General features: G+C 62.9%; 23 protein-coding genes, 1 tRNA gene and 1 pseudogene. 8 read left to right on the top strand and 17 right to left on the bottom strand.

The window, feature by feature from the left end:
* Positions 1 to 26: 26 nt before the first annotated feature.
* Together H7C86_RS24440 and H7C86_RS37365 are read left to right on the top strand one after the other, a co-directional pair.
* Positions 27 to 674, top strand: coding sequence for a TetR/AcrR family transcriptional regulator (locus H7C86_RS24440; protein ID WP_019749202.1), 648 nt, complete (start codon positions 27 to 29; stop codon positions 672 to 674).
* 394 nt (positions 675 to 1,068) lie between these two features.
* Positions 1,069 to 1,194 (top strand): hypothetical protein, encoded by a 126-nt coding sequence (locus H7C86_RS37365; protein WP_255246884.1) that lies wholly within the window; start codon positions 1,069 to 1,071, stop codon positions 1,192 to 1,194.
* An 82-nt stretch (positions 1,195 to 1,276) separates the two neighbouring features.
* On the opposite strand, the gene dcm is transcribed toward H7C86_RS37365, so the two are convergent.
* Together dcm and H7C86_RS24450 are read right to left on the bottom strand one after the other, a co-directional pair.
* A complete protein-coding gene (gene dcm / locus H7C86_RS24445; RefSeq protein ID WP_021334279.1) occupies positions 1,277 to 2,572 on the bottom strand; it encodes a DNA cytosine methyltransferase in 1,296 nt (431 codons plus the stop codon).
* A 159-nt stretch (positions 2,573 to 2,731) separates the two neighbouring features.
* Positions 2,732 to 2,802: transfer RNA gene (locus H7C86_RS24450), tRNA-Cys, on the bottom strand.
* A gap of 222 nt (positions 2,803 to 3,024) precedes the next feature.
* On the opposite strand from H7C86_RS24450, the gene H7C86_RS24455 reads away from it, so the two are divergent.
* Positions 3,025 to 4,311 carry a multidrug effflux MFS transporter gene (locus H7C86_RS24455; RefSeq protein WP_182262378.1) on the top strand — a complete coding sequence of 429 codons (1,287 nt, stop codon included), beginning with the start codon at positions 3,025 to 3,027 and terminating at the stop codon, positions 4,309 to 4,311.
* On the opposite strand, the gene mraY is transcribed toward H7C86_RS24455, so the two are convergent.
* Entirely contained in the window at positions 4,308 to 5,384 is a 1,077-nt protein-coding gene (mraY, locus tag H7C86_RS24460) for a phospho-N-acetylmuramoyl-pentapeptide-transferase (RefSeq protein WP_003941316.1), read from the bottom strand. The genes H7C86_RS24455 and mraY overlap by 4 nt on opposite strands.
* A gap of 85 nt (positions 5,385 to 5,469) precedes the next feature.
* Here mraY and H7C86_RS24465 point away from each other — a divergent pair, with 85 nt between their 5' ends.
* Positions 5,470 to 6,003 carry a MarR family winged helix-turn-helix transcriptional regulator gene (locus tag H7C86_RS24465; protein WP_020970065.1) on the top strand — a complete coding sequence of 178 codons (534 nt, stop codon included), beginning with the start codon at positions 5,470 to 5,472 and terminating at the stop codon, positions 6,001 to 6,003.
* Between the two features lie 93 nt (positions 6,004 to 6,096).
* Here the strand turns inward: H7C86_RS24465 and H7C86_RS24470 are convergent, their stop codons facing one another.
* From H7C86_RS24470 to H7C86_RS24520, 11 genes are all read right to left on the bottom strand, one after another.
* Entirely contained in the window at positions 6,097 to 6,873 is a 777-nt protein-coding gene (locus tag H7C86_RS24470; RefSeq protein WP_003941374.1) for an enoyl-CoA hydratase, read from the bottom strand.
* A complete protein-coding gene (gene mmsB / locus H7C86_RS24475; RefSeq protein WP_182262379.1) occupies positions 6,873 to 7,766 on the bottom strand; it encodes a 3-hydroxyisobutyrate dehydrogenase in 894 nt (297 codons plus the stop codon). The genes H7C86_RS24470 and mmsB overlap by 1 nt, the downstream gene beginning before the upstream one ends.
* 23 nt (positions 7,767 to 7,789) lie before the next feature.
* Complete coding sequence (locus H7C86_RS24480) at positions 7,790 to 8,848, bottom strand: enoyl-CoA hydratase/isomerase family protein (RefSeq protein WP_182262380.1); 1,059 nt, start codon at positions 8,846 to 8,848, stop codon at positions 7,790 to 7,792.
* Positions 8,845 to 10,005, bottom strand: a complete 1,161-nt coding sequence (locus H7C86_RS24485) for an isobutyryl-CoA dehydrogenase (protein WP_182262381.1) — start codon at positions 10,003 to 10,005, stop codon at positions 8,845 to 8,847. The genes H7C86_RS24480 and H7C86_RS24485 overlap by 4 nt, the downstream gene beginning before the upstream one ends.
* Positions 10,006 to 10,019: 14 nt before the next feature.
* Positions 10,020 to 11,537 carry a CoA-acylating methylmalonate-semialdehyde dehydrogenase gene (locus tag H7C86_RS24490; protein WP_003941275.1) on the bottom strand — a complete coding sequence of 506 codons (1,518 nt, stop codon included), beginning with the start codon at positions 11,535 to 11,537 and terminating at the stop codon, positions 10,020 to 10,022.
* Positions 11,538 to 11,666: 129 nt separating this feature from the next.
* Positions 11,667 to 12,389 (bottom strand): copper homeostasis protein CutC, encoded by a 723-nt coding sequence (locus tag H7C86_RS24495; protein WP_070797125.1) that lies wholly within the window; start codon positions 12,387 to 12,389, stop codon positions 11,667 to 11,669.
* A 1-nt stretch (position 12,390) separates the two neighbouring features.
* Positions 12,391 to 13,170 (bottom strand): glucosamine-6-phosphate deaminase, encoded by a 780-nt coding sequence (gene nagB / locus H7C86_RS24500; RefSeq protein ID WP_007726140.1) that lies wholly within the window; start codon positions 13,168 to 13,170, stop codon positions 12,391 to 12,393.
* The gene (locus H7C86_RS24505) at positions 13,158 to 14,399 is read right to left on the bottom strand and encodes an N-acetylglucosamine-6-phosphate deacetylase (protein WP_182262382.1); all 1,242 of its coding nucleotides are present in this window, start codon (positions 14,397 to 14,399) and stop codon (positions 13,158 to 13,160) included. The genes nagB and H7C86_RS24505 overlap by 13 nt, the downstream gene beginning before the upstream one ends.
* Positions 14,396 to 16,069: a phosphoenolpyruvate--protein phosphotransferase gene (gene ptsP / locus H7C86_RS24510; protein ID WP_182262383.1), complete on the bottom strand. Its 1,674-nt coding sequence runs from the start codon at positions 16,067 to 16,069 to the stop codon at positions 14,396 to 14,398. Before ptsP ends, H7C86_RS24505 begins: the two co-directional genes overlap by 4 nt.
* Positions 16,069 to 16,338 (bottom strand): HPr family phosphocarrier protein, encoded by a 270-nt coding sequence (locus H7C86_RS24515; protein WP_019749212.1) that lies wholly within the window; start codon positions 16,336 to 16,338, stop codon positions 16,069 to 16,071. The genes ptsP and H7C86_RS24515 overlap by 1 nt, the downstream gene beginning before the upstream one ends.
* A 2-nt stretch (positions 16,339 to 16,340) precedes the next feature.
* Positions 16,341 to 17,684 carry a PTS transporter subunit EIIC gene (locus H7C86_RS24520; RefSeq protein ID WP_019749213.1) on the bottom strand — a complete coding sequence of 448 codons (1,344 nt, stop codon included), beginning with the start codon at positions 17,682 to 17,684 and terminating at the stop codon, positions 16,341 to 16,343.
* A 327-nt stretch (positions 17,685 to 18,011) separates the two neighbouring features.
* Here H7C86_RS24520 and H7C86_RS24525 point away from each other — a divergent pair, with 327 nt between their 5' ends.
* Positions 18,012 to 18,242, top strand: a complete 231-nt coding sequence (locus H7C86_RS24525; RefSeq protein WP_003941324.1) for a glucose PTS transporter subunit EIIB — start codon at positions 18,012 to 18,014, stop codon at positions 18,240 to 18,242.
* Positions 18,239 to 18,697 carry a glucose PTS transporter subunit IIA gene (locus tag H7C86_RS24530; protein ID WP_019749215.1) on the top strand — a complete coding sequence of 153 codons (459 nt, stop codon included), beginning with the start codon at positions 18,239 to 18,241 and terminating at the stop codon, positions 18,695 to 18,697. The genes H7C86_RS24525 and H7C86_RS24530 overlap by 4 nt, the downstream gene beginning before the upstream one ends.
* Before the next feature lie 54 nt (positions 18,698 to 18,751).
* Here the strand turns inward: H7C86_RS24530 and H7C86_RS24535 are convergent, their stop codons facing one another.
* The 3 genes from H7C86_RS24535 to H7C86_RS24545 all read right to left on the bottom strand — a co-directional run bounded on the left by H7C86_RS24535 (position 18,752) and on the right by H7C86_RS24545 (position 23,237).
* Entirely contained in the window at positions 18,752 to 19,501 is a 750-nt protein-coding gene (locus H7C86_RS24535) for a GntR family transcriptional regulator (protein ID WP_019749216.1), read from the bottom strand.
* Between the two features lie 149 nt (positions 19,502 to 19,650).
* Positions 19,651 to 20,424 (bottom strand): SWIM zinc finger family protein, encoded by a 774-nt coding sequence (locus H7C86_RS24540; RefSeq protein WP_182262384.1) that lies wholly within the window; start codon positions 20,422 to 20,424, stop codon positions 19,651 to 19,653.
* The gene (locus H7C86_RS24545) at positions 20,421 to 23,237 is read right to left on the bottom strand and encodes a DEAD/DEAH box helicase (protein ID WP_019749218.1); all 2,817 of its coding nucleotides are present in this window, start codon (positions 23,235 to 23,237) and stop codon (positions 20,421 to 20,423) included. The genes H7C86_RS24540 and H7C86_RS24545 overlap by 4 nt, the downstream gene beginning before the upstream one ends.
* A gap of 92 nt (positions 23,238 to 23,329) precedes the next feature.
* Here H7C86_RS24545 and H7C86_RS24550 point away from each other — a divergent pair, with 92 nt between their 5' ends.
* Together H7C86_RS24550 and H7C86_RS36980 are read left to right on the top strand one after the other, a co-directional pair.
* Complete coding sequence (locus tag H7C86_RS24550; protein WP_019749219.1) at positions 23,330 to 24,250, top strand: NADP-dependent oxidoreductase; 921 nt, start codon at positions 23,330 to 23,332, stop codon at positions 24,248 to 24,250.
* An 80-nt stretch (positions 24,251 to 24,330) separates the two neighbouring features.
* A pseudogene (locus tag H7C86_RS36980) lies at positions 24,331 to 24,589 on the top strand (hypothetical protein); the annotation flags it as partial.

The raw sequence follows: 24,589 nt of genomic DNA on the forward strand, positions 1-24,589 counted from the left end.
TCCGAACCAATACATAAGATGTCGGAATGGCCGCAGTCCCCCGCTCCCCCGAAGACCGTCAGAGGCAAATCCTCGAGGTAGCAGTACACATGTTGCGGACCGAGCCTTTCGACCAACTGTCGATGGATCGCGTCGCAGCCGAGGCCGGTGTCTCGCCGCCACTGCTGTTTCACTACTTCAAGAACAAGAAGGGTTTCCAGAACGCCATCCTCGAGGCTGCCTCGGCCGATCTCGAAGATCGAATGCGACCGGATCCCGAACTACCGATCACGTCCCAGCTGCGTTCAGGTATCGAAACTTTCGTCGATGCCGTTATCGAGCACCCCACCATTTACCTCGCCGTGATGCGGATGGCCGGCAGTGGCGACGTCCGGATGCGCACGATCTATCGCGGGATGCGCCGAACGTTCACCACATGGATCGTCGCCGCGCTCACAAATTTGGGCATCGAATCGAATGCGACCGTCGAGGCGACCATCGCCGGGTGGCAGGCATTCATGGAGGAAATAGTCGTCAACTGGATCGACGAGCCGACCCTCGAACGAGGCGAGATGGTCGACCTCTGCGAACGAATTTTCTACCACTGCCTACCGGCGGCGGGCATCAGCGTGGAACAAATAGTGGCGGCCACCATGGCTGCGACGGCCAGTGAGTCCGGCGCAACAAAACTGTGATCTTCGCGCCGGGGTTTCACAGGTGGTCACGATTGGGTATCTTGCTTGCAGTGGCGCTGGACCACGACCCCAACACATGAAGGATCCAACATGGAGTCTGTCGAAAACGTATTGCCCGAGGGTGTCAAGCTCGAAGACGTCTTGAGTGTCCTCAAGGTCGCAGTTGCGGGCATCGGCCTCATCAGCGCACTTTCGGCATTCAGCTGATCGCAAAGCGTCATCGACAGGCCGGACTTCGGGGAGTCCGGCCTGTTTTTTGTTTCCGCTCCTGAACAATCCGTGAACTTTTCAGCAACTTCAGCGCAAAGTGGTCATTTCGACCAAAACAAGCGTCCAGTTTGCTAACTTGTGTCTGCGACACAAGGTCGTACAGAAACACCACGCAGACACAACCTTGTACATACAAACCTGTACATACGACACGGAGGACCGAAACATGGGTTCCATCAACACCCTCAGCGCCGTCATCGACATCATCAAGGTCGTCCAGCCGTTGATCGCCAAGCTCAACCTCAGCTGATTCGCTTGCACCACACCCCTGCCAGGGCGTAACTCGAAATGGGGCCGACATTGTCGGCCCCATTTTCCGTAGGTGCTCTATCTCAGCCGAGTGCCTTCTTGATCTCTCCTGCCAGTACCGACGCCAGCTGCGGCGGCACCGCATTGCCGATCATCGTGCGCACCGCTCCCCACTTACCCTCGAAGACGTAGTCGTCGGGAAAGGTCTGGAGGCGAGCAGCTTCTCGAACGGTCAACGATCGCGTGTGTTTCGGATGCACGTTGCGTGAAGCCGAGATCATCCCGAAAGTGGTTCCGACCGTGGACGCCGGCTCGTCCCACCGGAGGCGCTTGTACGTCGTGTTGTACCCGGACGACGGTCGCATGGCCGGATCTTCGTTGTCGTGAGCCGACATTCCTTCCGGCACATCACGCAGCCACCGCAGGACGTGCTCGGGATGCTCGACGGCCCAGTGCAGCGGGTCCGTCTCGCAAGCCTGCCCGGATTCCAACGGGGCCAGGTCGACGGTGGCATCGCGAAAAGTCCTCAGCGGTGCAACACCATTCACGCCGTGAGTCTTCGGCGGAAAACGCAGCGGCCCGATACTACTGTCGCGGCGGGTCGCCACGATGAACACTCGTTCCCGGAACTGCGGGACGCCGTAATCCTGCGCATTGACCGTGTTGACCGACGCGTCGTAACCGCATGCAGCCATCTCGCCGAGAATCCGGTCGACGACCATCCCACCGTCCGGGTCCTTCATGCTGAGCAGCAGTCGCACGTTTTCCATCACCAAGACCTTCGGCTTCACCAATTCGGCGAGCTGCAGCAGGTTCCGGAAGAGATGGTTGCGCGGATCGTCGCGGTCTCGCCGGCCGGCAAGGCTGAACCCCTGACACGGCGGTCCCCCAGCCAACACATCGATGTCCACTTGTGCCAGAAGATCTTTCACCCGGGCTTCGTCGATCGCCCGAATGTCCTCGCCGAGGCACCTCGCGCCGGGGAAGTTCCGATCGAAGGTCGCACGCGCCTCCGGCACGACTTCGATGTATCCCTCCACCGAAAACCCCGCCATCCGAAAGCCTTCGGCCATACCGCCACAACCCGAGAACGCTGTCAATACGGTGGGGCCGCCGCTTCCTGCCCCCGCGACGGCACGCCGGGCCACCGAGGCGGGGTCGTTGACCGGTGTCACTCGACGCGCACGGGTACTGCCGCTCGATCGCTTCCGGGGGGCCGCGTACGTACCCTCACGCTTGGCCGCTTCCAGCGCGGAGAGGGCCGTGAGAACTGCTCGTTCCGCCGGTGGCTTCGGATACGCCTTGTCGAGTTCCCACGCGGAGACGACGGCTGACGAGACTCCCGCTTGACGGGCGAACTGGAACTGACTGATCCCCACGTCCAAGCGCCGTGATCGCAGGTCCTGTCCCGAAATCAATTCAGTGCCTCACTCATATGGTCCGCTCGCTCCGGCAGCCCAGACTATCGCAGCCGACCCCGTGAACCGGGACCTCACAAGGAAGACCGGCAGGCGGTATGCCTGCCGGTCTCCGACACGAGCGGATGACGGGACTCGAACCCGTGTGAACGGCTTTGCAGGCCGGTGCCTAGCCACTCAGCCACACCCGCGTCAGTGAGTAACTCTGCCCTGAGTCACGGCGTCGAACCACAGTTCCGCTCAGCATGATTCGAGTGCGATCCCACCCGCCGTTCCAGTCTCTGGGAAAACTGCGAGCCCTTCGGGAACAAATCGGTCAGTCTCGATGCTGACTCCCTCGGCGGGCGCAGATCATACGAATTTCGCCCGAACGACCGAGCAGTTCGCCAGACCCAGACAACCCAGAAGGTTTCATGAGTGCCGAGAACACCGCCGTTGCCCCGTCCGTGAAGGCAGCTCCGCCCATAGAGGCAGCCCCGCTGGAAATGAGCAGTGTCGACCGTAAGCCCAGCGTCGGGAAGATTCTTGCCCTCGGTTCCATGACTGCGCTCGGGCCCTTCACCATCGACATGTACCTGCCCGCGCTGCCGGATATCGGCGCCGATCTCGGGGTCTCGTCGTCAACGGTTCAGCTGACGATCACCGGAACTCTCATCGGCCTCGCACTCGGACAGCTGTTGGTCGGGCCGCTCTCGGACACTCTCGGCCGCAAGAAGCCGCTGCTCGCCGGGATCGGTGTGCACATCCTGGCTTCGCTGCTGGCGGTCTTCGCACCGAGCATCGCCGTCCTCGGCATCCTGCGGGTTTTCCAGGGCATGGGCGCGGCGGCCGCGGCAGTGGTCACCATGGCGATCGTCCGCGACCTCTACAGCGGTAACACCGTTGCCGTCGTGATGAGCCGGCTGATGCTCGTGCTCGGCGTTGCGCCGATCCTGGCGCCCAGCATCGGTGGCGCCCTCCTCGTCGCCCTCGACTGGCGCGGGATCTTCGTCGTCCTGGCACTGATCGGCGTCGGCACAGCGATGATCGGTGCTTTCGGACTGTCCGAAACACTGCCGAAGGAAAAGCGTCGCCCGAGCGGATTGAAGTCGGTTCTCCGCACCTACGGTTCGCTGCTCGGCGACCGCACGTTCATGGTCCTGACGCTCGTCTCCAGCGTCGGTATGGCGTCGTTGTTCGCGTATGTCTCAGGCGCGTCGTTTGTCTATCAAGATCAGTACGGCCTCAATCAGCAGGAGTTCGCACTGCTCTTCAGTGCGGGCGCGATTGCGTTGATCGGTGCTTCGCAGGTCAACGTCCGACTGCTCGATCGCTGGACTCCTCAGCAGATCACCAAGTGGGCCCTCGTGGCTGCAGTTGTCTCCGGGGCCGTCGTCATTGCCGTCGCGGTCCTGGAACTGGGCGGGCTCGCCGGATTCGTGATCGCACTGTGGGTCATGGCCGGTGCCATCGGGTTCGTTCTTCCCAACGCCCCGGCACTGGCGCTCGCTCGTCACGGCGAAGCGGCCGGTACTGCCGCGGCAATGCTCGGCGCATTCCAGTTCGGCGTCGGTGCGGCCATCGCGCCGGCCGTCGGCCTGCTGGGAAACACGAGCACAGCCCTGGCCGTCACGATGACGGCGTGTGTGTCGCTCGGTCTGGTCGCTCTTCTGGCTACGACCCGAAAGGGTGATACGACCCGAAAGAGTGAATCGGTCTAACCGGCAGCGGAGAACCACTCGCTGTAGAAGGTGGCAAGTCCCAGGACGCACGAGATCGCGACGAAGATCCAGAATCTTGCGATCACGACGGTTTCCGGCCAGCCGAGTAACTCGAAGTGATGATGGATCGGGGCCATCTTGAATACGCGTCGGCCGGACGATCGGAAGACCAGAACCTGGATGATCACCGACAGGATCTCAGCCACGAACAGGGCGCCGATGATGACCATTAGCAACTCGGTGTGCGTCGTGACGGACAGGCCGACCACCAGGCCGCCCAGCGCCAAGGAGCCGGTGTCACCCATGAAGATCTGAGCCGGGGCGGCATTCCACCAGAGGAAGCCGAGGCACGCCCCGCCTGCCGCGGCAGCGACGATAGCGAGATCCAGGGGGTCACGAACGTCGTAGCAACCGGCGGCAGGCTCGAGGACACACGAGTTCCGGTACTGCCAACCGGCGATGACGACGTAGGTCCCCAGGATCATGCCCATCGAACCGGCCGCGAGACCATCGAGACCGTCGGTGAAATTGACGGCGTTGGACCAGGCGAACACCAGAATGCAGAAGAAGACCACAAAGCCGATGGCACCCATGGAGAACACCGAGATATCTCGCACATGGGACAGGTACTGGCTTCCGGGGGTGACTCCGTTGTTGTTGGAGAACTGCAGGAAGAGAATGCCGAAGATGATGGCGCTCGCGAGCTGACCGACGGTCTTCGCTGTCTTGTTGAGCCCGAGATTGCGCTTCTTACGGATCTTGATGAAGTCGTCGAGAAAGCCGACGATTCCCAGTGACGTGGCGAGCGCGAGAACCAGCCAACCGGATGCAGACAGCCGCGGTAGCCGCGAGCCGAATCCGATGATGTGTGCCGCCAGGTAGCCCGCCCACATGCCGGCGATGATCGCGATCCCGCCCATCGACGGGGTGCCACGCTTGCCCTGATGACTCTGCGGACCCTCGATCCGAATCTCGTGCCCGAGCCCCTGCCGCGAAAGCACACGAATGAGAAACGGAGTCAGGAAGAGCGCGACGAACAACGAGACGCCACCCGCTACGAGGATTGAAATCACCCGTGGGACTCTACAGATGTAAGCGGCTGCGACACACAATCAGACAAGGCACCCGACCGCTTGCCAGCATGGGATGATCGAACTTATGTCTCCCCCCGCGCCGCTCCCCCTCGACCCCATCGAAGAGGCGCATCGTCAGTGGACGAAGCACGGTTGGAGCGATGTCGCCGACGGTATGGCTGCGGTCACGTCGGTGATGCGTGCGCAGCAGATCATGATGGCGCGGGTCGAAGAGGTACTCAAGCCTCTCGGGCTGACCTTCGCCCGCTACGAACTGCTGACGCTTCTCACCTTCACCAGGTCGGGCGCCCTCCCGATGGCCAAGGCAAGCGCCCGACTCCAGGTTCACCCCACCAGCGTCACCAATGCCGTCGACCGCTTGGAGAAAGCGGAGCTGGTCAGACGGGTCCCGCATCCCAGCGATCGACGTGCGACGCTCATCGAGATCTCCGACGCGGGTCGCGCGCTGGCCCTCGAAGCCACTGAAATGCTCAACAGCAAAGTGTTCGCACACCCCGGACTCCAGCAGGACAAGCTCGAGCAATTGGTGACGATCCTCACTGAACTTCGCAAGACTGCGGGTGACTTCGACACCGGCGGCGCGCCCACCAAGTGGTGAACCGACGACCCGTACACACAAAGAAACTGCCCTCACACTCTCGACGAGTGTGAGGGCAGTTTCAGCTGTTCGAAAGTTCAGCGCCAACGAATTTCAGCGGTGCTTGAACTCGGCGGACCGCTTCTCCACGAACGCGGTCATGCCTTCCTTCTGATCCTCCGTCGCGAAGGTCGAGTGGAACACCCGACGCTCGAAGCGGACGCCCTCGGCGAGTGTGGTCTCGAAGGAACGGTTGACCGCTTCCTTGGCCATCATCGCGATGGGCAGCGACATCTCGGCGATGGTGGTTGCGGTCTTCAATGCGTCGTCGAGCAGATCGGCGGCCGGAACGATCCGGGCAACCAGGCCTGCGCGCTCGGCCTCTTCTGCGTCCATGTTGCGGCCGGTCAGGCACAGCTCCATGGCCTTGGCCTTACCCACGGCGCGCGTAAGGCGCTGTGAGCCACCGATACCCGGAATGACACCGAGCTTGATCTCGGGCTGGCCGAACTTCGCGGTATCCGAAGCGATGATGAAATCGCAGAGCATCGCCAGTTCGCAGCCACCACCGAGCGCGTACCCGGAGACGGCGGCGATCAGCGGCTTACGAGCGGCTGCGACGCGGTCCCACGGGGTGAAGAAATCTTCGACGTATGCGTCCATGTACGTCTTGGACTGCATTTCCTTGATGTCGGCGCCGGCGGCGAAGGCGCGCTCGGAACCGGTGATCAGGATGGCTCCGATGCCGTTGTCCGCTTCGAGGTCGGCAACCGCGGCGACGACTTCGTTCATCAGCTCGGAGTTCAGGGCGTTGAGAGCCTTCGGGCGGTTGAGCGTGATGACGCCGACGCGACCCTTACGCTCGAGGATGATGGTGTTGAAGTCGGTCACTACTGTCCTTCGGTCGAACGGTCACGGATGTCGTTGATGATGGCAGAGAAGTCCTGACCGCCACCGCCCGCGGCGTGGAAGCGACTGTAGAGTTCCGCGGCCTTGAGCCCGATCTCCGCATCGACGCCGTTGTTGCGCAGCGCATTTGCAGCCAGACCGAGGTCCTTGTCCATCAGCGCGACAGCAAAGCCGGGCTGGTAGTCGTTGTTGGCCGGGCTGGTGGGTACCGGTCCCGGTACCGGGCAGTTGGTGGTCAGTGCCCAGCACTGCCCCGAGGCGTTGGACGCCACGTCGAAGAGCGCCTGGTTGCTCAGGCCGAGCTTCTCGCCCAGCACGAATGCCTCGCTGATCGCGATCATCGAAATGCCGAGGATCATGTTGTTGCAGATCTTGGCAGCCTGGCCGACACCGGCGTCGCCGCAGTGAACGACCTTGCGGCCCATCACGTCCAGCAACGGTGACGCGGCCTGGAAGTCAGCTTCGGAACCGCCGACCATGAATGCCAGCGTGCCTGCGGTAGCCCCGACGACTCCACCGGAGACCGGTGCGTCGACGCTGCGGTGACCGGCCGCTTCGGCCTTGTCGTGTGCCTCGCGGGCGTCTGCGACGTCGATGGTGGAACAGTCGATGAACAGCGTGCCCGGTGTTGCCACCGGCAGCAGCTCTTCGTACAGACCCAGAACATGCTTACCGCTCGGCAGCATCGTGATCACGACGTCGGCACCGCGAACGGCGTCGACCGCCGAATCCGCTACCGCTGCACCGTCTTTGACTGCCTGCTCCAGCGCCGCGGGTGCCAGATCGAAACCGACGACCTTGTGTCCGGCCTTGACGAGATTGGCCGCCATCGGGCCACCCATGTGACCGAGTCCGATAAATCCAATGGTGCTCATTAGTGATGCTCCTTCGGCGGTGATCAGTTGCCTTGCGGTTGAGGGGTGAGTCCGAGCTCGTTGTCGCCCAGCGGGGCGAAGTAGCCATCGACGGATTCAGCCGTGACATCTTCGAGGGTTGCCGGCAACCACTTCGGGTTTCGGTCCTTCTCGACTACCTGGGCGCGAATACCCTCGACCAGGTCGTGTGAGGCGAGCGCTGCCGTCGAGACCCGGAACTCCTCGTTGAGGACTTCTTCCAAGCTTGCTGCTTCCTTGGCATGTCGCAGGGATCGCAGGGTCACCGACAGTGCAATCGGAGACTTGCCGAGAATCTGCTCCGCTGCCTTCTCCGCCTCGGGGATTCCACTCGCTCGAAGACGCTCGACGATGGTGGAGACGTCGTCGGCAGAGTACGCGGCGTCGATCCAGCTCTGCTGGGCCAACAGTTCCGACACCGGAGCCGGCTCCGCGTACTGCGCCACGGCGTCGGCAACCGAAGACGACGCGAGTGCGGCGATGAACGTCTCGATGTTCTCCGACGGGATGAAGTGATCCGCGAAGCCTGCTGCGATGGCATCGCCGGCGCTCAGTCGCGCCGTGGTGAGCGCGATGTGCGTTCCGAGTTCACCGGGAGCACGCGAGAGCAGGTAAGTTCCGCCCACGTCAGGGATGAAACCGATTCCGGTCTCGGGCATTCCGATCATCGAGCGCTCGGTCACGATGCGAATGTCGCCGTGTGCGGACACTCCGACGCCGCCGCCCATTACGATCCCGTCCATGATTGCGACGTACGGCTTCGGGTAGTTCGCGATCTCGGAATTGAGGATGTACTCCTCACGCCAGAAATCGAGCGAACCGGTCTTGCCGTCCTTGGCGTCGTGGTAGATCGAGACGATGTCGCCGCCGGCGCACAGACCACGATCGCCGGCGCCCGTGAGTACGACCGCCTTGACGTCGTCGTCGGACTTCCATTCCGCGAGTGCCTTGGCCATCGCCTTGACCATCGAGTGGTTGAGGGCGTTGATCGCCTTGGGCCGGTTGAGGGTGATGAGCCCCAGTCCGTCACGCTTTTCGATCAATACCTCGAGCTCGTCGCTCATGCTGCTCCTTGCTTTCCCTGACCTGATGCGACCACGCTTCGCGCGATGACCACCCTCATGATCTCGTTGCTGCCTTCGAGGATCTGATGAACCCGAAGATCGCGGACGATCTTCTCGATCCCGTACTCAGCAAGATAGCCGTAACCGCCGTGAAGCTGGAGAGCCTTGTTGGCTACGTCGAACCCGGTGTCGGTGGCAAAGCGCTTGGCCATCGCACACAACTCCACGACGTCGGACGCTCCGTCTTCGAGTGCGGCAGCGGCGCGCCACAGCAACGTCCTGGCCGCTTCGAGTTCGGTACGCATGTCGGCGAGCTGGAACTGCAGGGCCTGCGACTCGATCAGTGCCGAACCGAAAGCTTTGCGGTCCACCAGATATGCGACTGCCTTCTCCAGCGCCGCCTGGGCCCCACCGACCGAGCAGGCGGCGATGTTCAGCCGGCCGCCGTTGAGACCCTTCATAGCGATGCGGAAGCCGCTGCCCTCTTCACCGAGCATGTTGGCGGCAGGAACTCGCACGTCTTCGAAGATCACCTGACGGGTGGGCTGCGCGTTCCAGCCCATCTTGACCTCGTTGGCACCGAACGACAGTCCGGGCGAATCCTTGGGCACGATGAACGCCGAGATCCCCTTGGCACCGGCAGATCCGGTGCGCGCCATCACGACGTACACGTCGGAAGTGCCTGCGCCGGAGATGAACTGCTTGACGCCGTTGAGGATGTAGTCGTCGCCGTCACGAACGGCCTTGGTGCTCAAGCCCGCAGCATCGGAGCCAGCGCCGGGTTCGGTGAGGCAGTAGCTGCCCAGTTGATCCATCGAGCAGAGTCCGGGGACCCACTTGTGGCGCTGTTCGTCGTTGCCGAACTGGTCGATCATCCACGTGACCATGTTGTGGATGGAGATGTACGCGGCGATCGACGGATCGCCCTTGGCCAGCTCTTCGAAGATCCGGGCAGCGTCGACGCGGCTCAGCCCACTGCCGCCCACGTCTTCACGAATGTAGATACCGCCCATTCCCAGGGACGCCGCCTTACGGAGGACGTCCACCGGGAAATGCTTGGTTTGATCCCACTCCACTGCGTTGGGCGCCAGATGCTCGGCCGCGAAGTCGCGGGCAGTGTCACGAATCGCCCGCTCGTCATCGGTCAGAGTAAACATGGAAGGTAGTCCGATCAGTTCATCGTGGGGATGACGAAGTGATTGGTCTCTTCCTTCTTGCCGGAAGGCCAACGCTGCGTCACCGTCTTGGTCTTGGTGTAGAAGCGGAAGGAGTCGGGACCGTGCTGGTTCAGGTCACCGAAGCCGGAGCGCTTCCAGCCACCGAAGGTGTGGTACGCGATCGGGACCGGGATCGGCACGTTGACGCCGACCATGCCGACGTTGACGCGAGCGGTGAAGTCACGCGCGGTGTCGCCGTCGCGGGTGAAGATGGAGACGCCGTTGCCGTACTCATGTTCGGTCGGAAGACGCAGTGCCTCTTCGTAATCGGCAGCGCGAACCACCTGAAGGACAGGTCCGAAGATCTCTTCCTTGTAGATGCGCATGTCCGAGGTGACGTTGTCGAACAGGGTTGCGCCGGCGAAGAATCCACCTTCGTGGCCTTCGAGGGTGAAGCCGCGGCCGTCGACGACTGCCGTTGCGCCTTCGTCGATGCCGATCTGCACGTAGTTGTTGACGCGGTCGAGGGCATCCTGGCAAACGAGCGGTCCGAAATCGACGCCTTCGTCGTCACTGCGACCGATCTTGAGCTTCGCGACGCGCTCCTTCAGCTTCGCGACAAGAGCGTCCGCGGTCTCCTCGCCGACGGGAACGGCAACCGAGATGGCCATGCAACGCTCACCGGCACTGCCGTAGCCTGCACCGATCAGGGCGTCGGCAACCTCGTCGAGGTCGGCGTCCGGCATGACGATGGCGTGGTTCTTGGCGCCACCGAAGCACTGTGCGCGCTTGCCGTGAGCTGCGGCCGTCTCGTAGATGTACTGAGCGATCGGCGTGGAGCCGACGAAGCCAACAGCCTTGATGCGATCGTCGGTGAGCAGGACGTCGACAACTTCCTTGTCACCGTTGACCACGTTGAACACACCCGCAGGCAGTCCGGCTTCGAGGAACAGCTCAGCCAGTCGCAGCGGGACAGAGGGGTCACGCTCGGAGGGCTTGAGGATGAAGGCGTTACCGGCGGCGAGGGCGGGGCCGGCCTTCCACAGCGGGATCATCGCGGGGAAGTTGAAGGGCGTGATGCCTGCGACGACGCCGAGCGGCTGACGCATGGAGTACACGTCGATGCCGGTGCCGGCACTCTCGGTGAATTCACCCTTGAGCAGGTGCGGAGCGCCGACGGCGAACTCGATGACCTCGAGGCCACGCTGGATGTCACCCTTGGCGTCGGCGACGGTCTTGCCGTGCTCGGACGAGAGGAGGCGGGCCAGAGAATCCATCTCGGCCTGAGCGAGCTGCAGGAACTTCATCAGCACGCGGGCGCGCTTCTGCGGGTTGAATGCTGCCCACACCTGCTGCGCCTCTTCGGCATTGGCGATGATGGCTTCGGTCTCGGCCTTGCTCGCGAGGGGGACGCGGGCCTGCACCTTGCCGGTGTTGGGATCGAACACGTCCGCAAATCGATCAGATGTCCCGGGAACACGCTTGCCACCGACGAAGTGCGTCAACTCGTGAACCGTCGCATTTTCAACCATTGTGCTAACCCGTTCCTTGCTCGTATGGACCGCCCAGGAGGCAGCAGTGAATATGTCTACCATCCTATAGTTGGATGTCCATGTATGTCTAGAGCCCAAGGGCTGTGCGCCTTTATTAACCGCGGGGGGTTAATAAAGGCGCACAGCGCGGAGCGCGGCTGCCGCTTCCTGCGCGACTACTGCATCGGTGACGTCGTATCCGTCCGATCCCCCGCCCGGGCCACCGGACACCGCGACAACCTTGCGTGCCGAGAGATGCACCGCATCGACGCCGACGGCGGCGATTGCCGGGATGTCGTCGACGGTTATTCCGCCACCGGCCATGATCTGGATCCGGCCTGCGGCATGTTCGACCATGCGACCGATCTCGTCGAGACCCTCGCTGCAGGTATCCGCACCCCCGGACGTCAGCACGCGGGTCACGCCCAGGTCGATCAGTTCGTCCAGCGCGGTCAGTCGGTCGGCCACCACGTCCATCGCACGATGTACCGTCACATCGACCCTCGCACGGTCCACGCATCCGATGATGCGACGCAGCACCACGGTGTCGATCGTATTGTCTTCTGTCAGCGCACCGACCACGATGCCGGAAGCTCCACCGGCCACGGCCGCACGTACGTCGTGCTCCATCACCCACACTTCGTCGGGTGAGAACACAAAACCTCCGGCGCGCGGACGGATCAGCGGGTGAACCGCGATCCCCACTTCCGACGCTGCCTCGATCACTCCAATGCTTGGCGTCAATCCCCCCGTCGGACCGAGCGCCGCACACAACTCGACTCGAGTCGCTCCTACCGAACGTGCGATCCTCGCCCCCCGCACGTCCTGCACCGCCAGCTCCAGAACCGTCATGTCAGAAGGACTGCCACGACGGCTTGTGCTCGAGCGCATACCGGTAGTAGTCGGCAAGTTTGAGCGAACTGGCCGCAGCTTCGTCGATCACGACGGTGACATGGCGATGCAATTGCATCACCGAAGCCGGGCAGAACGCAGACAACGGACCTTCGACGGCAGCGGCGATCGCATCGGCCTTACCTTCTCCGGTCGCGATCATCACCAGATGCCTTGCATCGCTGATGGTTCCGAGCCCCTGGGTGAGTACGTGGTGTGGGACGTCGTCCACACCGTCGAAGAAGCGTGCGTTGTCGATCCGGGTCTGCTCGGTCAGCGTCTTCACGCGGGTTCTCGAGGTCAACGACGATCCTGGCTCGTTGAAGCCGATGTGGCCGTCGGTACCGATGCCGAGCAACTGCACGTCCACTCCCCCGGCCGCCGCGATGCTCTGGTCGTACCGGGCGATCTCCTGCTCCGGGCACGGCGCTTCACCGTTGGGGCTCGACACCATCGCCGGATCCAGGTTGACGTGATCGACGAACTCCGACCGAATCACCGAGTAGTACGACTGCGGATGGCGTTTCGGCAATCCGAGGTACTCGTCGAGCAGGAATGCCCGGGCCAGCGAGAAGTCGAGTTCGGCGTCGCGATGCCGCGCTGCCAATTCACGATAGGTTCCGATCGGCGACGACCCCGTTGCCAGCCCAAGCGTCGTCGCCCCGGCTCTGACATATCCTTCGACGATGTCCGCGACGGTCGAGTCGACCTCCGCGGGTGTCGGCTGAATTACGATTTCCATGATTTTTCCTTTCCGGCGGCTTTTCCGCCGAGTAGTACACGCCCCAGGCGCAAGTGACGATCGGTGACCACGATGTCGGCTCGGCAGCCCACGGCCAGCGATCCGATCAGGTCGCCAAGCCCCAGCAGACGCGCAGGGCTCCGAGTTGCCGCTGCGACAGCGTCTTCCAGCGCGACCCCGCCGTCGAAGACAGTGCTGCGAAGCACGTCGAGCAATCTTGCAGTCCCTCCGGCGATGGCACCGGAACTGCCGTCAGTGGTCGCGAGTCTTGCCACTCCCTCGGCAACCGTGACGTCGAGCGCACCGAGTTGGTAGTCGCCGTCGTCCATTCCGGCCGCGGCCATCGAATCGCTGACCAAGGCGATCTGGTCCGGTCCGACAGCGTCGAAGACCATCGACACGGTCTCGGGCGCAAGATGCACACCGTCTGCGATCAGTTCCACCACCATCTCGCCTCTCGCGGCAGCCGCCAGGCACGCCGCGACGGGACCCGGAGATCGATGGTGCAGGGGCGGCATCCCGTTGAAGAGGTGGGTTGCGCTGATCTGACCGGCCCAATCCCCTTGCACCGCAGCATCGATGCGCGCCGATGTCGTTGCCGCGTCCGCATCGGTGTGACCGAAACTCGGCACGATATTGCGATGACGCATGATCGCGAGCAACTCTTCGAAGTTCTCGGTCTCGGGCGCCAAGGTCATGGACCGCACGGTCCCCCGCGCAGCGTCACAGACGGCTTCGAGAAGGTCCGGATCGCCGGGCACGATCGCCGCCGGATCCTGGGCACCGCAGCGAACGCCGTTGATGAACGGCCCCTCGAGGTGGATACCCAGAAGTTCTCCGCGTTCGACCAGATCGGCGAGCATCGTTGCTTGTCGGACCAGATCTGCGCGCGGTGCAGAGACCAGGCTGGCCAGCATTCCGGTCGTGCCGTGCTCACCATGGTGCGCCGCAGCGCGGCTCGCACCATCGGCGTCGGTGTTCGGGAAACCAGCACCAGCTGCGCCGTGGCTGTGCACATCGATCAGGCCGGGCATGATCACCGTGTCGGTGCGTTCCGGAATGACGACGACCGGTGCGGACGCCACGTAGTCCGCAGCCGAGCCGACCCAGCTGATCTTCTCACCGTCCGCGACCACAACTCCGTCGTGAATCTTGCCAATCGGAGATCCGATCACCGTTCCCCGCAGTACGAGCGGATCGCCGACAGCAGCCGAGCCTGATGTACTCATGCTGACTCGCGAATCCGCGCGACAGCTGCTCTACCCTCGAGCGGGTTTCGCGCGCCCCGCGCCGCAGCGGCCATGTCCTTGCACACCGCCAGATCGAGAGAGGCCAGTTGCGCGCGAACTGCGCCCAATGCCGGGACCGACATCGACAGACTCGTCACGCCCAAACCGACCAGAACCGGAGCCAACAGCGGGTCCGACGCGGATTCTCCGCACACACCAACAGGTTTCCCGGCGTCGGCGCCCGCCTGACCGACCATCGCGATCAGATCGAGGACCGCCGGCTGCCACGGATCGAGCAGTTGCGCCAGGCCTCCGGCCATACGATCCACGGCGCAGGTGTACTGGCTCAGATCGTTGGTGCCGATACTGACAAAATCGAGGTGCTCGAGGATATCCTTCGCTCGCAACGCTGCAGCTGGAATCTCGATCATTGCTCCGACCTTGCCGATCCCCCGCGAACGCGCAAGTTCTGCAAAGTCTTTCGCCTCGTCGGCAGTGGCTACCATCGGCGCCATCACCCACAGATCGGCGCCCGTCGCGGTGCCTGCCGCCGCGAGGGCGTCGAGCTGACTGATGAGGGTGTCGGGATAGACCGTGCCGACACGGAGCCCGCGGACACCAAGGGCCGGATTCTCCTCGACCCCGAGATCGAGAAACGGCAACGGCTTGTCCGAACCCGAATCGAGAGTGCGGACCACCACCTTCTGTCCGGCGAAGTGCCCGAGCACCGACGCATACGTCTGCGCTTGCTCCTCCACCGAAGGTGCGTCGTGGCGCCCGAGATACGAGAATTCGGTACGGAACAGTCCGACGCCCTCACAATCCGCCGCCCCGGCCCGCGCGGCGTCCTCGAGGGTTCCGATGTTGGCCGACAACCTCACCGCAAACCCGTCACGCGTGCGTCCTGGACCATGTGCCGAAGCTGACTGCTCTGCCACGAACGATGCTTCGAGGACAGCGCGCTCGCGCATTTCTGCCGAGGGATCGATGGTGACCGTCCCGGTGGTGCCGTCGAGGATGAGGAGTTTTCCCTCCGCCAGCAGATCGGTTCCCGAGCAGTTGACCACGGCCGGGATTCCGAGCGACTTCGCCAAGATTGCGGTGTGGCTGGTCGGACCTCCTTCGGCAGTCAACAATCCGACCACGTCACTGTTGCCCAACGTCGCTGTATCTGCCGGAGCGAGGTCGCGCGCCACCAGGATGTACGGATGACCGGGAGCGGGGATTCCTGGCATCGGTTCCCCGCGAAGAACGGCCACGGCTCGCTGCCCGAGATCGCGCAAATCCGTTGCCCGCTCGGCCATGTACCCACCGAGCGCCGTGAGCTTTTCACAGAATGCGTCGAAGGCAACTGCGACGGCGTGTGCAGTCGGCAGCCCCGATTCCAGGTTCGCCTTGGCCGCCTTCACGATGCCCGCATCGCGCGCCATCGCAGCCGACGTCGTCAGGATCTCCGCCGATACGCCCTCGACTGTCTTTGCACGCGAAAGCAGTTCCTCCGCGACGGCGTCCAGTGCCTCACGGATCCTGATCAGCTCCGCCTCGGGACTGCCGGTGATCGGGTCCGACGCCGAAGTCGGCTCAGGCGTGGAGAATCGCAACCACGGCGCACAGACCGAACCCGCGCTCACTCCGATACCCGCGATGCGGTTGTCCACACTCGCCGTCATCAGGCTTCGTCCAGTTCGGAGGCGAGAAGCTCTGCGAGCGAACCGACCGCAGCATCGGCGCCGTCACCGTCAGCACGCAACGTCACCGAATCCCCAAATGCGGCTCCGAGAGTCATGACAGACAACATGCTGGAGGCGTCGACGGGTTCGCCGTCGCCCAGCGAGATGGTGACGTCGACCGGCAGGTCGGCCGCGGCGCGCGCGAAGAGCGCTGCGGGTCGTGCGTGGAGCCCGACTCGGGATCCGATTGTCGTGGTTGCGATCGCCATGATCAGCGTCCTCCCAGTTCCTTGTCGAGCTTGTTTTCCAGTTCGGCGACGAGCGGGGCGTCGGTGCGGCTGTCACCTTCGGCAGCCAGTGCCAGTTCGGCCTCGAGCAGCGCGGCGTCGGGCTCACCTGCGGCCACCTCGACCTCTTCTTCTCGTCCCGGCGTGCGCAGATTCCACTTCTTGATGACGAAGCTGAAAAGGAAGTAGTAGATCACGGCGTAGCCGAGTCCGATCGGGATCAACATCCATGCGTTGGTTGCCTTGCCGAAGTTCAACACGTAGTCGAAGAAGCCTGCGGAGAACGTGAATCCGTCGTGAATCCCCAGCGCATTGACCAAGGCCATCGACGTTCCGGTCAGGAGCGAGTGGATGACGTACAGCGGCCACGCGACGAACATGAAGGAGAATTCGAGCGGCTCGGTGATACCGGTGAGGAAAGCAGTCAGGCCGGTGGAGAGCATGATGCCGCCGACGAGCTTCTTCTGAGAAGGCTTGGCGTTGCGCCAGATTGCGAAGGCTGCAGCGGGGAGGGCGAACATCATGATCGGGAAGAAGCCGGTCATGAACGTGCCGGCAGATGGGTCGCCGGCGAAGAACCGGTTGAGGTCACCGCGAACGATCTGTCCGCTCGCGTCCTGGTAGTCGCCGATCAGGAACCACACGGCGGAGTTCAAGATGTGATGCAAGCCGGTGGGGATCAGGAGGCGGTTCGCTGCGCCGTAAATGCCGCCGCCCACAACGGTATTGGAAGCAACTGCTTCACCGACCCAGTTCAATCCGGAGTTGAACAACGGGTACACGAATGCCATCAGGACACCGACGACGAGACCTGTGATCGCTGTCAGAATGGGAACGAGCCTGCGCCCGTTGAAGAATCCGAGATAATCGGGAAGCTTCGTTCGATAGAACCGCTGCCACAAGATCGCCGACAGCAAGCCCATCACGATACCGGCGAGCACACCGTAGTTGATCAGTGATTGATCCCCGTTCGGGTCGGTCTTCCCTTCGAGGACGATGGGCGACATGGCCTTGAACACTCCGTCGATCACCATGTAGCCGACGACGGCTGCCAAGGCAGTCGAGCCGTCGGCCTTCTTGGCCCAGCCGATCGCGATACCGACGGCGAAGATCAGCGGCAGCCACGTGAAGACTGCTTGTCCTGCTGCAGAGATCACTGCAGCAGCACTGTGCATCGAACTGAATCGCCCGAGCAGGTCGTCCTGGCCGAGGCGGAGCAAGATTCCCGCAGCCGGCAGAACGGCGATCGGAAGCATCAGGCTTCGGCCGAGGCGTTGAACCCCGGCGAACACTTTCGATTCCTTCTTCGGGGTGTCTTCGAGAGTCATCAAGGACCTTCTTCGTTCGCCGGGCCGCGTCGCGATCGGCCGCTGGTTCTGGAAATTCGGGTGTCGTGCACGTGCAGGTTTCGTGAAAATGCAGGTCACGGTTCATGCTCGGAAGTGAGGGCAAAACCGTTTTGTCGAAACTGTTGTGGAGCCGGACTTCCAACGGGTACTGTCCGGTCATAACCAGTTGTAGTTTTACCTGGTCGAGGCGAGTTGTCAACACCCAAATGTGACATACGTAACCGGGATAGCCTTGACCAGCAACTAGTCAGCCCACCTGTACGACCGTTCAACGATCACGACCAACCCGACAATCAGGAGCAGCAAATGTCGAAAGCGGAAGCAATCATCAAGGGCCTCGGCGGCGCAGAGAACATCGTCGAGATCGAGGCTTGCATCACCCGCCTGCGTACCGAGGTCAAGGACGGAGCGAAGGTGAACGAGTCCGCTCTCAAGGCTGCCGGCGCACACGGCGTGCTCAAAGCCGGAACGGTTGTCCAGGTCATCGTCGGGCCCGAGGCCGACACCCTTGCCGAGGACATCGAGGACATCCTGTGACGGTCGTCCTCGCCCCGCTGCCCGGCCGGGTCGTCGCACTCGCGGACGTCCCGGACCCGGTGTTCGCTCAGCAGATGGTCGGCTCGGGCGTCGCGATCGAACCCGCCCGCGGTCAAGGCCCGCTCACGGTCGTGGCGCCGATCAGCGGAAAGATCCTGAAACTGCACCCCCACGCGTTTGTGATCTTCGGCGAGAAGGCCACCGGCGTGCTGGTCCATATCGGCATCGACACGGTCAAGCTCGAAGGCGACGGATTCACGCTCATCGCCGCCGAGGGTGACACCGTCGATGCGGGTGATCCCATTGTCAGCTTCGATCCAGCGCACATCGACACGACCGGCTACTCGGCGATCTGCCCGGTTGTCGTAATGGATTCCAAACCGGACACCGTCGAATCCCCTTCCGTCGGTGGGGACGTCGCCACAGGCGACACTCTGTTCGACTGGTCGGCGTAACGCAAAGGGCGAGCACACCGGAAGGTGTGCTCGCCCTTTCGTTTCGAACGATGGCTATTGGTCGCCGCGCGTTTTGGGCCGCGCCTGGCCCTGGACTTCCATCTGCAACTGGTAGCGGTCGGATCGGTACCAACTGCGAGTGTGTTCGACCGGTGCGATCTCACTGAACGACACTCGATCGAAGTACAGAACCGGAGCGCCTTTACGAGTGCCGAGGAGAGTCGCGATCTCCGTACTGGCACCATCTGCACTGACAGTCTGCTCTGCCCGGTCGATCGGCTTGTCGTACTTGTCAGCGGTCGCCCGGTAGATCGAACCCGTCAAGTCCATGTCGAGTAGACCAGGCAACAGTTCCGGATTGAACCAGCCGTCGTCCACACTCACCGGCTCGCCGTCGGCGAGGCGCAAGCGCTTGACGTGATACCCCTCGGAACCCGGTCTCATATTCAGTGCGGCAGCAGTGCTTTCGGGGACCGGCCCCTGCTCACTGACCAGGACCACTGTGGTGGGGTGATGCCCCTGGGCCCTCATCTCCTCGGTGAACGACGCAAGGTGCAGCTTGGACTGGACAGCGCGGTGCGCGACAAAGGTGCCCTTGCCACGCACACGCACGAGGTGTCCGTCATTGACCAACTGGCCGATGGCCTCGCGAACAGTGATCCGACTGACGCCGTAGTCCTGCATCAGGTTTCGCTCGCTGGTCATCAAGTCACCAGGCTGGAGTTCTTGGGTGCACTTGCGCAGGAGAATGGTGCGCAACTGCTCATGTTTGGGTATTGCGCTGTCGCGCAAATGAACGGGCATCACAGCGACTGTCCCTCCGAGAAATGAATAGTCGTCTATTCGCCGACGATAACGATCTGAAATCGCGGGCAGGTCCCGACCGGACCGGTCCAATTAACGATACTGGAATTCACGGTAGGAAACTAGCATCAGTCCGGAGTTGTCCGATTTCAACCGTCCAACCGTCGGTAGATGGACCGTATTTCGTCCAAGGCGACGTTCTGCTGAGCCATGTCCAATCCCAGTGCCGCCACCGCCTCACGCAGACGGCGGATATCCAGATCGTCTATCGCCGGTCGAAATTGCACCTTCGGTAGCGCGGGGAGGGCAGCAGCGATTCCGAACCAATTCTCGACGTCTACCGGAACAGTCGACTCGTCCTCCACTCCCCCGATCAGCTGCTCCAGGTCGACCCCGCGAAGTCTCAGCAACCTCAGCGGATCGGAGTCGATCCGCTCGGCAGTCAAGAACGCCACGGCCGCAGCGTGTTTGCACGGCCAACCGTCATCGGGGCAGGTGCAGTCGAAACGGAAAGCCGACGGGCCGTCCGGTATCAGTTGGGCAGCAAGCATGTCCGGGACAGTGCCGGACACCAGCGCGGCAAGGCTTCCCGGCACTCGGCGGATCTTGGTGATGATGTCGTCGATATCCGATTGATCAAGAGTGTCGATCGAGAGCGTGGAAACGAAAGGTTGAAGTTGGCTGCCCTGAACCTCGGCCGTCACCACTCCCGGTTCGATGTCGAGCGCCAAAACATGACCCGAACGCGCATACGTTCGCCCACGCGTGACACGAGGTTTGTCGCCGATCTCTTCGACGACGCGGACAAAAGCCTTGCCCCAGAACGTTCTCCCGAACGCTGGACGAGGCTTGACCGGCGCGGGTGCCCGCCGCCGGGGCCCGGTGTATTCGCTGAAATCGGGGCCTTTGCCGCGCGGATTCATTCGCCCACCGCGTCGTCGCCGAGTCGCAACAACTCGTCCAATTGTTCGACGCTCATCTCCGTCACCCAGTTCTCACCGGTCCCGACTGCAAGTTCGGCGAGTTCACTTTTACTCGCGATCATCGTGTCGATTCGCTCTTCCAAAGTTCCGACGCACACCATCTTGCGGACCTGAACGTTCTTTCTCTGACCGATGCGGAAGACACGGTCCGTCGCCTGGTTCTCTACCGCCGGGTTCCACCATCTGTCGAGGTGAACCACATGGTTGGCCGCCGTGAGATTCAGACCCGTGCCGCCGGCCTTGAGCGAGAGCACCATGATGGGCGGGCCGCCTTCACCTTGGAATGCCTCGACCATTGCGTCGCGCCCAGCCTTGGACACTCCGCCGTGGAGAAACGGAACCTCGGTGGTGAACCGGTCGGCCAGGTACGGCACCACCAATTCGCCGAACTCACGAAACTGTGTGAACAACAGAACCTTCTCGTCGTCGCCGATGACCGACTCGACGATATCTTCGACCAGTCCGAGCTTTCCCGAACGGTGTTGCCCGCGGCGCATCACCGGCGAACCGTCACGCAAGAAGTGCGCCGGATGATTGCACACCTGTTTGAGTTTGGTCAGCGCAGACAAGACGGCGCCTTTGCGCTTCATCCCTTCCGTTCCCTTGATCTGCGCCATCATCTCGTCCACCACGGCGCGGTACAACGCCGCCTGTTCCTCACTGAGATTCGCTCGAACCGTCATCTCCAACTTCTCCGGGAGATCCGCGATCACGGAGGGATCGGTCTTGACCCGTCGCAGCACAAAGGGGGACGTGACGGCTCGCAGTCTCGAGACGGCAAGTTGATCTTTTTCCCGCTCGATCGGTACGACAAACCGTTTGCGGAACATCTGCTCAGAGCCGAGTACCCCGCGATTGGCAAAATCGAGGATGGACCGCAACTCGTCCAGCCGGTTCTCCACCGGCGTTCCGGTCAGAGCAACGCGGTGGTCCGCAGGAATGCTGCGAGCAGCGCGGGCCTGAGATGTCTTGGCATTCTTGATGTGTTGAGCTTCGTCAAGCACCACGCGCCGCCAGTCGAGATCCTTGAGCGCCGCGACGTCGCGGGTCATGAGCGCGTAGGTGGTGATCACCAGATCACTCTCACGAACTGCCTGTTCCAACTCCGCCCCGGTAGCGCGATCCGAACCGTGATGAACGTAGACGCGCAAGCTCGGCACAAATCGCGCCGCTTCACGCTGCCAGTTTCCCACGACCGACATCGGGCACACCAAAAGTGTTGCTGTCTCGGACTTCTCGTGCGCAAGTAACGCCAACAGTTGCAGCGTCTTACCCAGACCCATGTCGTCGGCCAGAATCGCGCCGAGCCCGAGGGCACTCATGTACGCCAACCAGTCGAGACCGCGTCGTTGATACGGACGCAAAGTCGCGTTGACCGTCGACGGTACCGCGACCTGCCGCGGAGCTACCGACTGATCGAGCAGTGCCGAAGCCCATCCGGTTGCCTTCACTTCCTCGACCGGCAGGTCTTTGAGGTCGTCGGCGATCAAATCCTTGATCAGATCGACAATCGCTCGGTCCCCGCTCGAATGCCGCTGACTGACAAAACGAGCCGCGCGGGCCAGGACGTCTTTGTCCGCCTGAACCCACTCGCCGCGCAACTGGACCAGATCGGACTTCGCATCGACCAGTCGGGTCATTTCCTCGGCGGTGAGCACCTTGTCTCCGAGCGCCAATTCCCAATCGTATTCCAGCAATTGGTCCATACCGACCGTACGATTCTCCGCAACGATCGGAGACGCCGCCGAGGTCACCCGCACACGCAGGGATGGAGACACCACGTTCCAGGCACGCGGAAGCAGCAGCGTGATCCCTCGCTCTCGCAGGACTATCGCGCCGTGTCCGACCAGGTCCATCACGACAGGAGTGGGCAGCAACAGGTCGAGACTGTCCTCGTCGCGCGGCACGTCGCGAAAACGTGGGTAAGCCTTGATCGCCTCTTCGAGTTTGCGGCTGCCGAGCTGGATACGTTTGGGATCTGCCCGGTGCAGTCGAATACGTTCGGGCGCTTCACCTTCGGGACGCAAACACACTTGCAGACGCCACAGCGCATCGTCGTCCGGATCGGAATTGTCGTCGAGTTCAGGCTCGATCAGCCGCAGAACCAGGTCCGGCTCTCCGGCGGTGAACGTCGACCCCCATTCGGCGAGTCCCTCGGCCGCTCGTACCGACACGTCGTCGAAAGCGTCCCCGGACAACACGGCCTGCCACAGCGGGGTCTGCACCACCGGATGCGAGTCACCGAGAACACGACGGACGATCGGGTCCGTGAGTTCGTTCGTGATGTCTTCGATCGTCGCCCTCGGCGAGCCGACCGCCCGCTGCACCGGCGGCATGGCCACTACCAATTCGCCGATCCAGGCGCGCTGGCGTTCCCCCACCGACAACTGCCACCGCGGCCACCAACTACCCTCGGCTCGCGTCAGCGCCGGCACCACCCGGCCGGCGCGCACCCAACGGTCGATTCCTCGCGCCACGTGCACGAGAAAGTGCAGGTCTCCCGCGATTCGCTGGTCGTCGGCCTTGAACCGCAGCAGGAGATCGACTGCGTCCGGCGGCGCTAACGCAACACTTGCGTACTCACTCTGCAAAGGCCCGCCAGGCACGGGCGGCATAGCGACATTCACACGATGACGGAACTTACGATGCAGGACAGCACTGACCGGATCTCGCGGATCGTCGGTTCCGGCACCGTCGTGCCCGTCGACCCACAGTTTGAGCCCCGATCCCGGTGACCAGAGTCCATGCAGCATCCGACCATCCAATCAGGTGCCACCGACACCGCTTTTGGTCACCACCCTTCCGGACCGTCCTTCCGATCTGGCTGGGCAATAGGCTGGCAGTCATGACGACGGCATACGGCTTCACCGAGTACGGCGGACCCGACACACAGTCCTACTTCGACGTCACCCTGCCCCCACCGGGTGCCGGCCAACTGCTGGTGTCGGTCCGAGCGGCGGGCGTCAACCCAGCTGACTGGAAAGTTCGCGCGGGTACTCGAAAAGATACTGTCCCGGTGACGCTGCCTGCGGTTCTGGGCCGCGAAGTGTCCGGTGTTGTCATCGGAGTAGGTCCGCGGGTCACCGAGTTCGAGGTCGGCGACGAAGTGTTCGGCGCTACCGCTACCGGCTTCGGCGGCTACGCCGCGTCGACATTGCTCAACGTCTCCTCGACAGCACACAAGCCGCCGACCGTGTCCTGGGCCGATGCCTCGGTGCTGACGGTTGCGGCGGGAACGGCTTACGACGCTCTCCACGGTCTGGATCTGAAACCCGGGGCAACACTCCTGCTCCTCGGTGCCGGCGGCGGCGTTGGTCGAAGCACGACCGCGCTTGCGGTGTCTCGCGGCATCGACGTCATCGGCGTCGCGAGTGAGTCCAAGCGAACCGCGATCGAGGGAGCGGGAGCACGGTGGGTTGCGTCGGGAGACGCCTTCGCAGGCGAAGTGTCCGCGTTGTCCCCAGACGGAGTGGACGCGGTTTTCGACCTGGTCGGCGGGGACACTCTCACTCGCGGCGCTGAGCTCGCCCGATCGGACGCGCCGATCCTGAGCATCGCCGATCCTCTGGCGGCGAGCCGACTCGGCGGCGGTGGTGTCGAACGCCGAAGAACTACAGCAGTATTCACGGAGGTCGCGGCACTCGTGGCCGATGGGACCCTCGACCCGTCCGTGTCCGGCCGTTACCCATTCTCCCGCGCTGGGGAAGCGCTCGCTGCAGTCGAAGACGGCCATTCAGCCGGCAAAGTGGTGATCGAGTTCGGCTGATTTCTGTCGGCCCCCGATGGTTCAATCACGGTCTACGACGGGCGGCGTTGAATCACCGTCTACGACGGACGGGGGCACAGGTGGTTGCACGGTTATCTGCGATCCTGTCGACGCTCGCGCTCGTATGTCTCGTCGCGTCCTGCGGATGGTTCGGGGACGAGCGTCTCGATTCGGCCCCGGGCAGCCCGACACGATCGGAACTGGAAGAGCTGCTGTCCCGGACCGCGATTGTCGACAACCGACCACATCCGGGTGGATACGAGCGCGGCTGCGGTAACGGCCAGGCCCCGTTGACTGAACTAAATGCCGAATGGTGCAGGTCTGAAGGGGTGGGGTCGA

The sequence above is a fragment of the Rhodococcus sp. UFZ-B548 genome, from assembly GCF_903819475.1.
Classification (GTDB): domain Bacteria; phylum Actinomycetota; class Actinomycetes; order Mycobacteriales; family Mycobacteriaceae; genus Rhodococcus_F; species Rhodococcus_F erythropolis.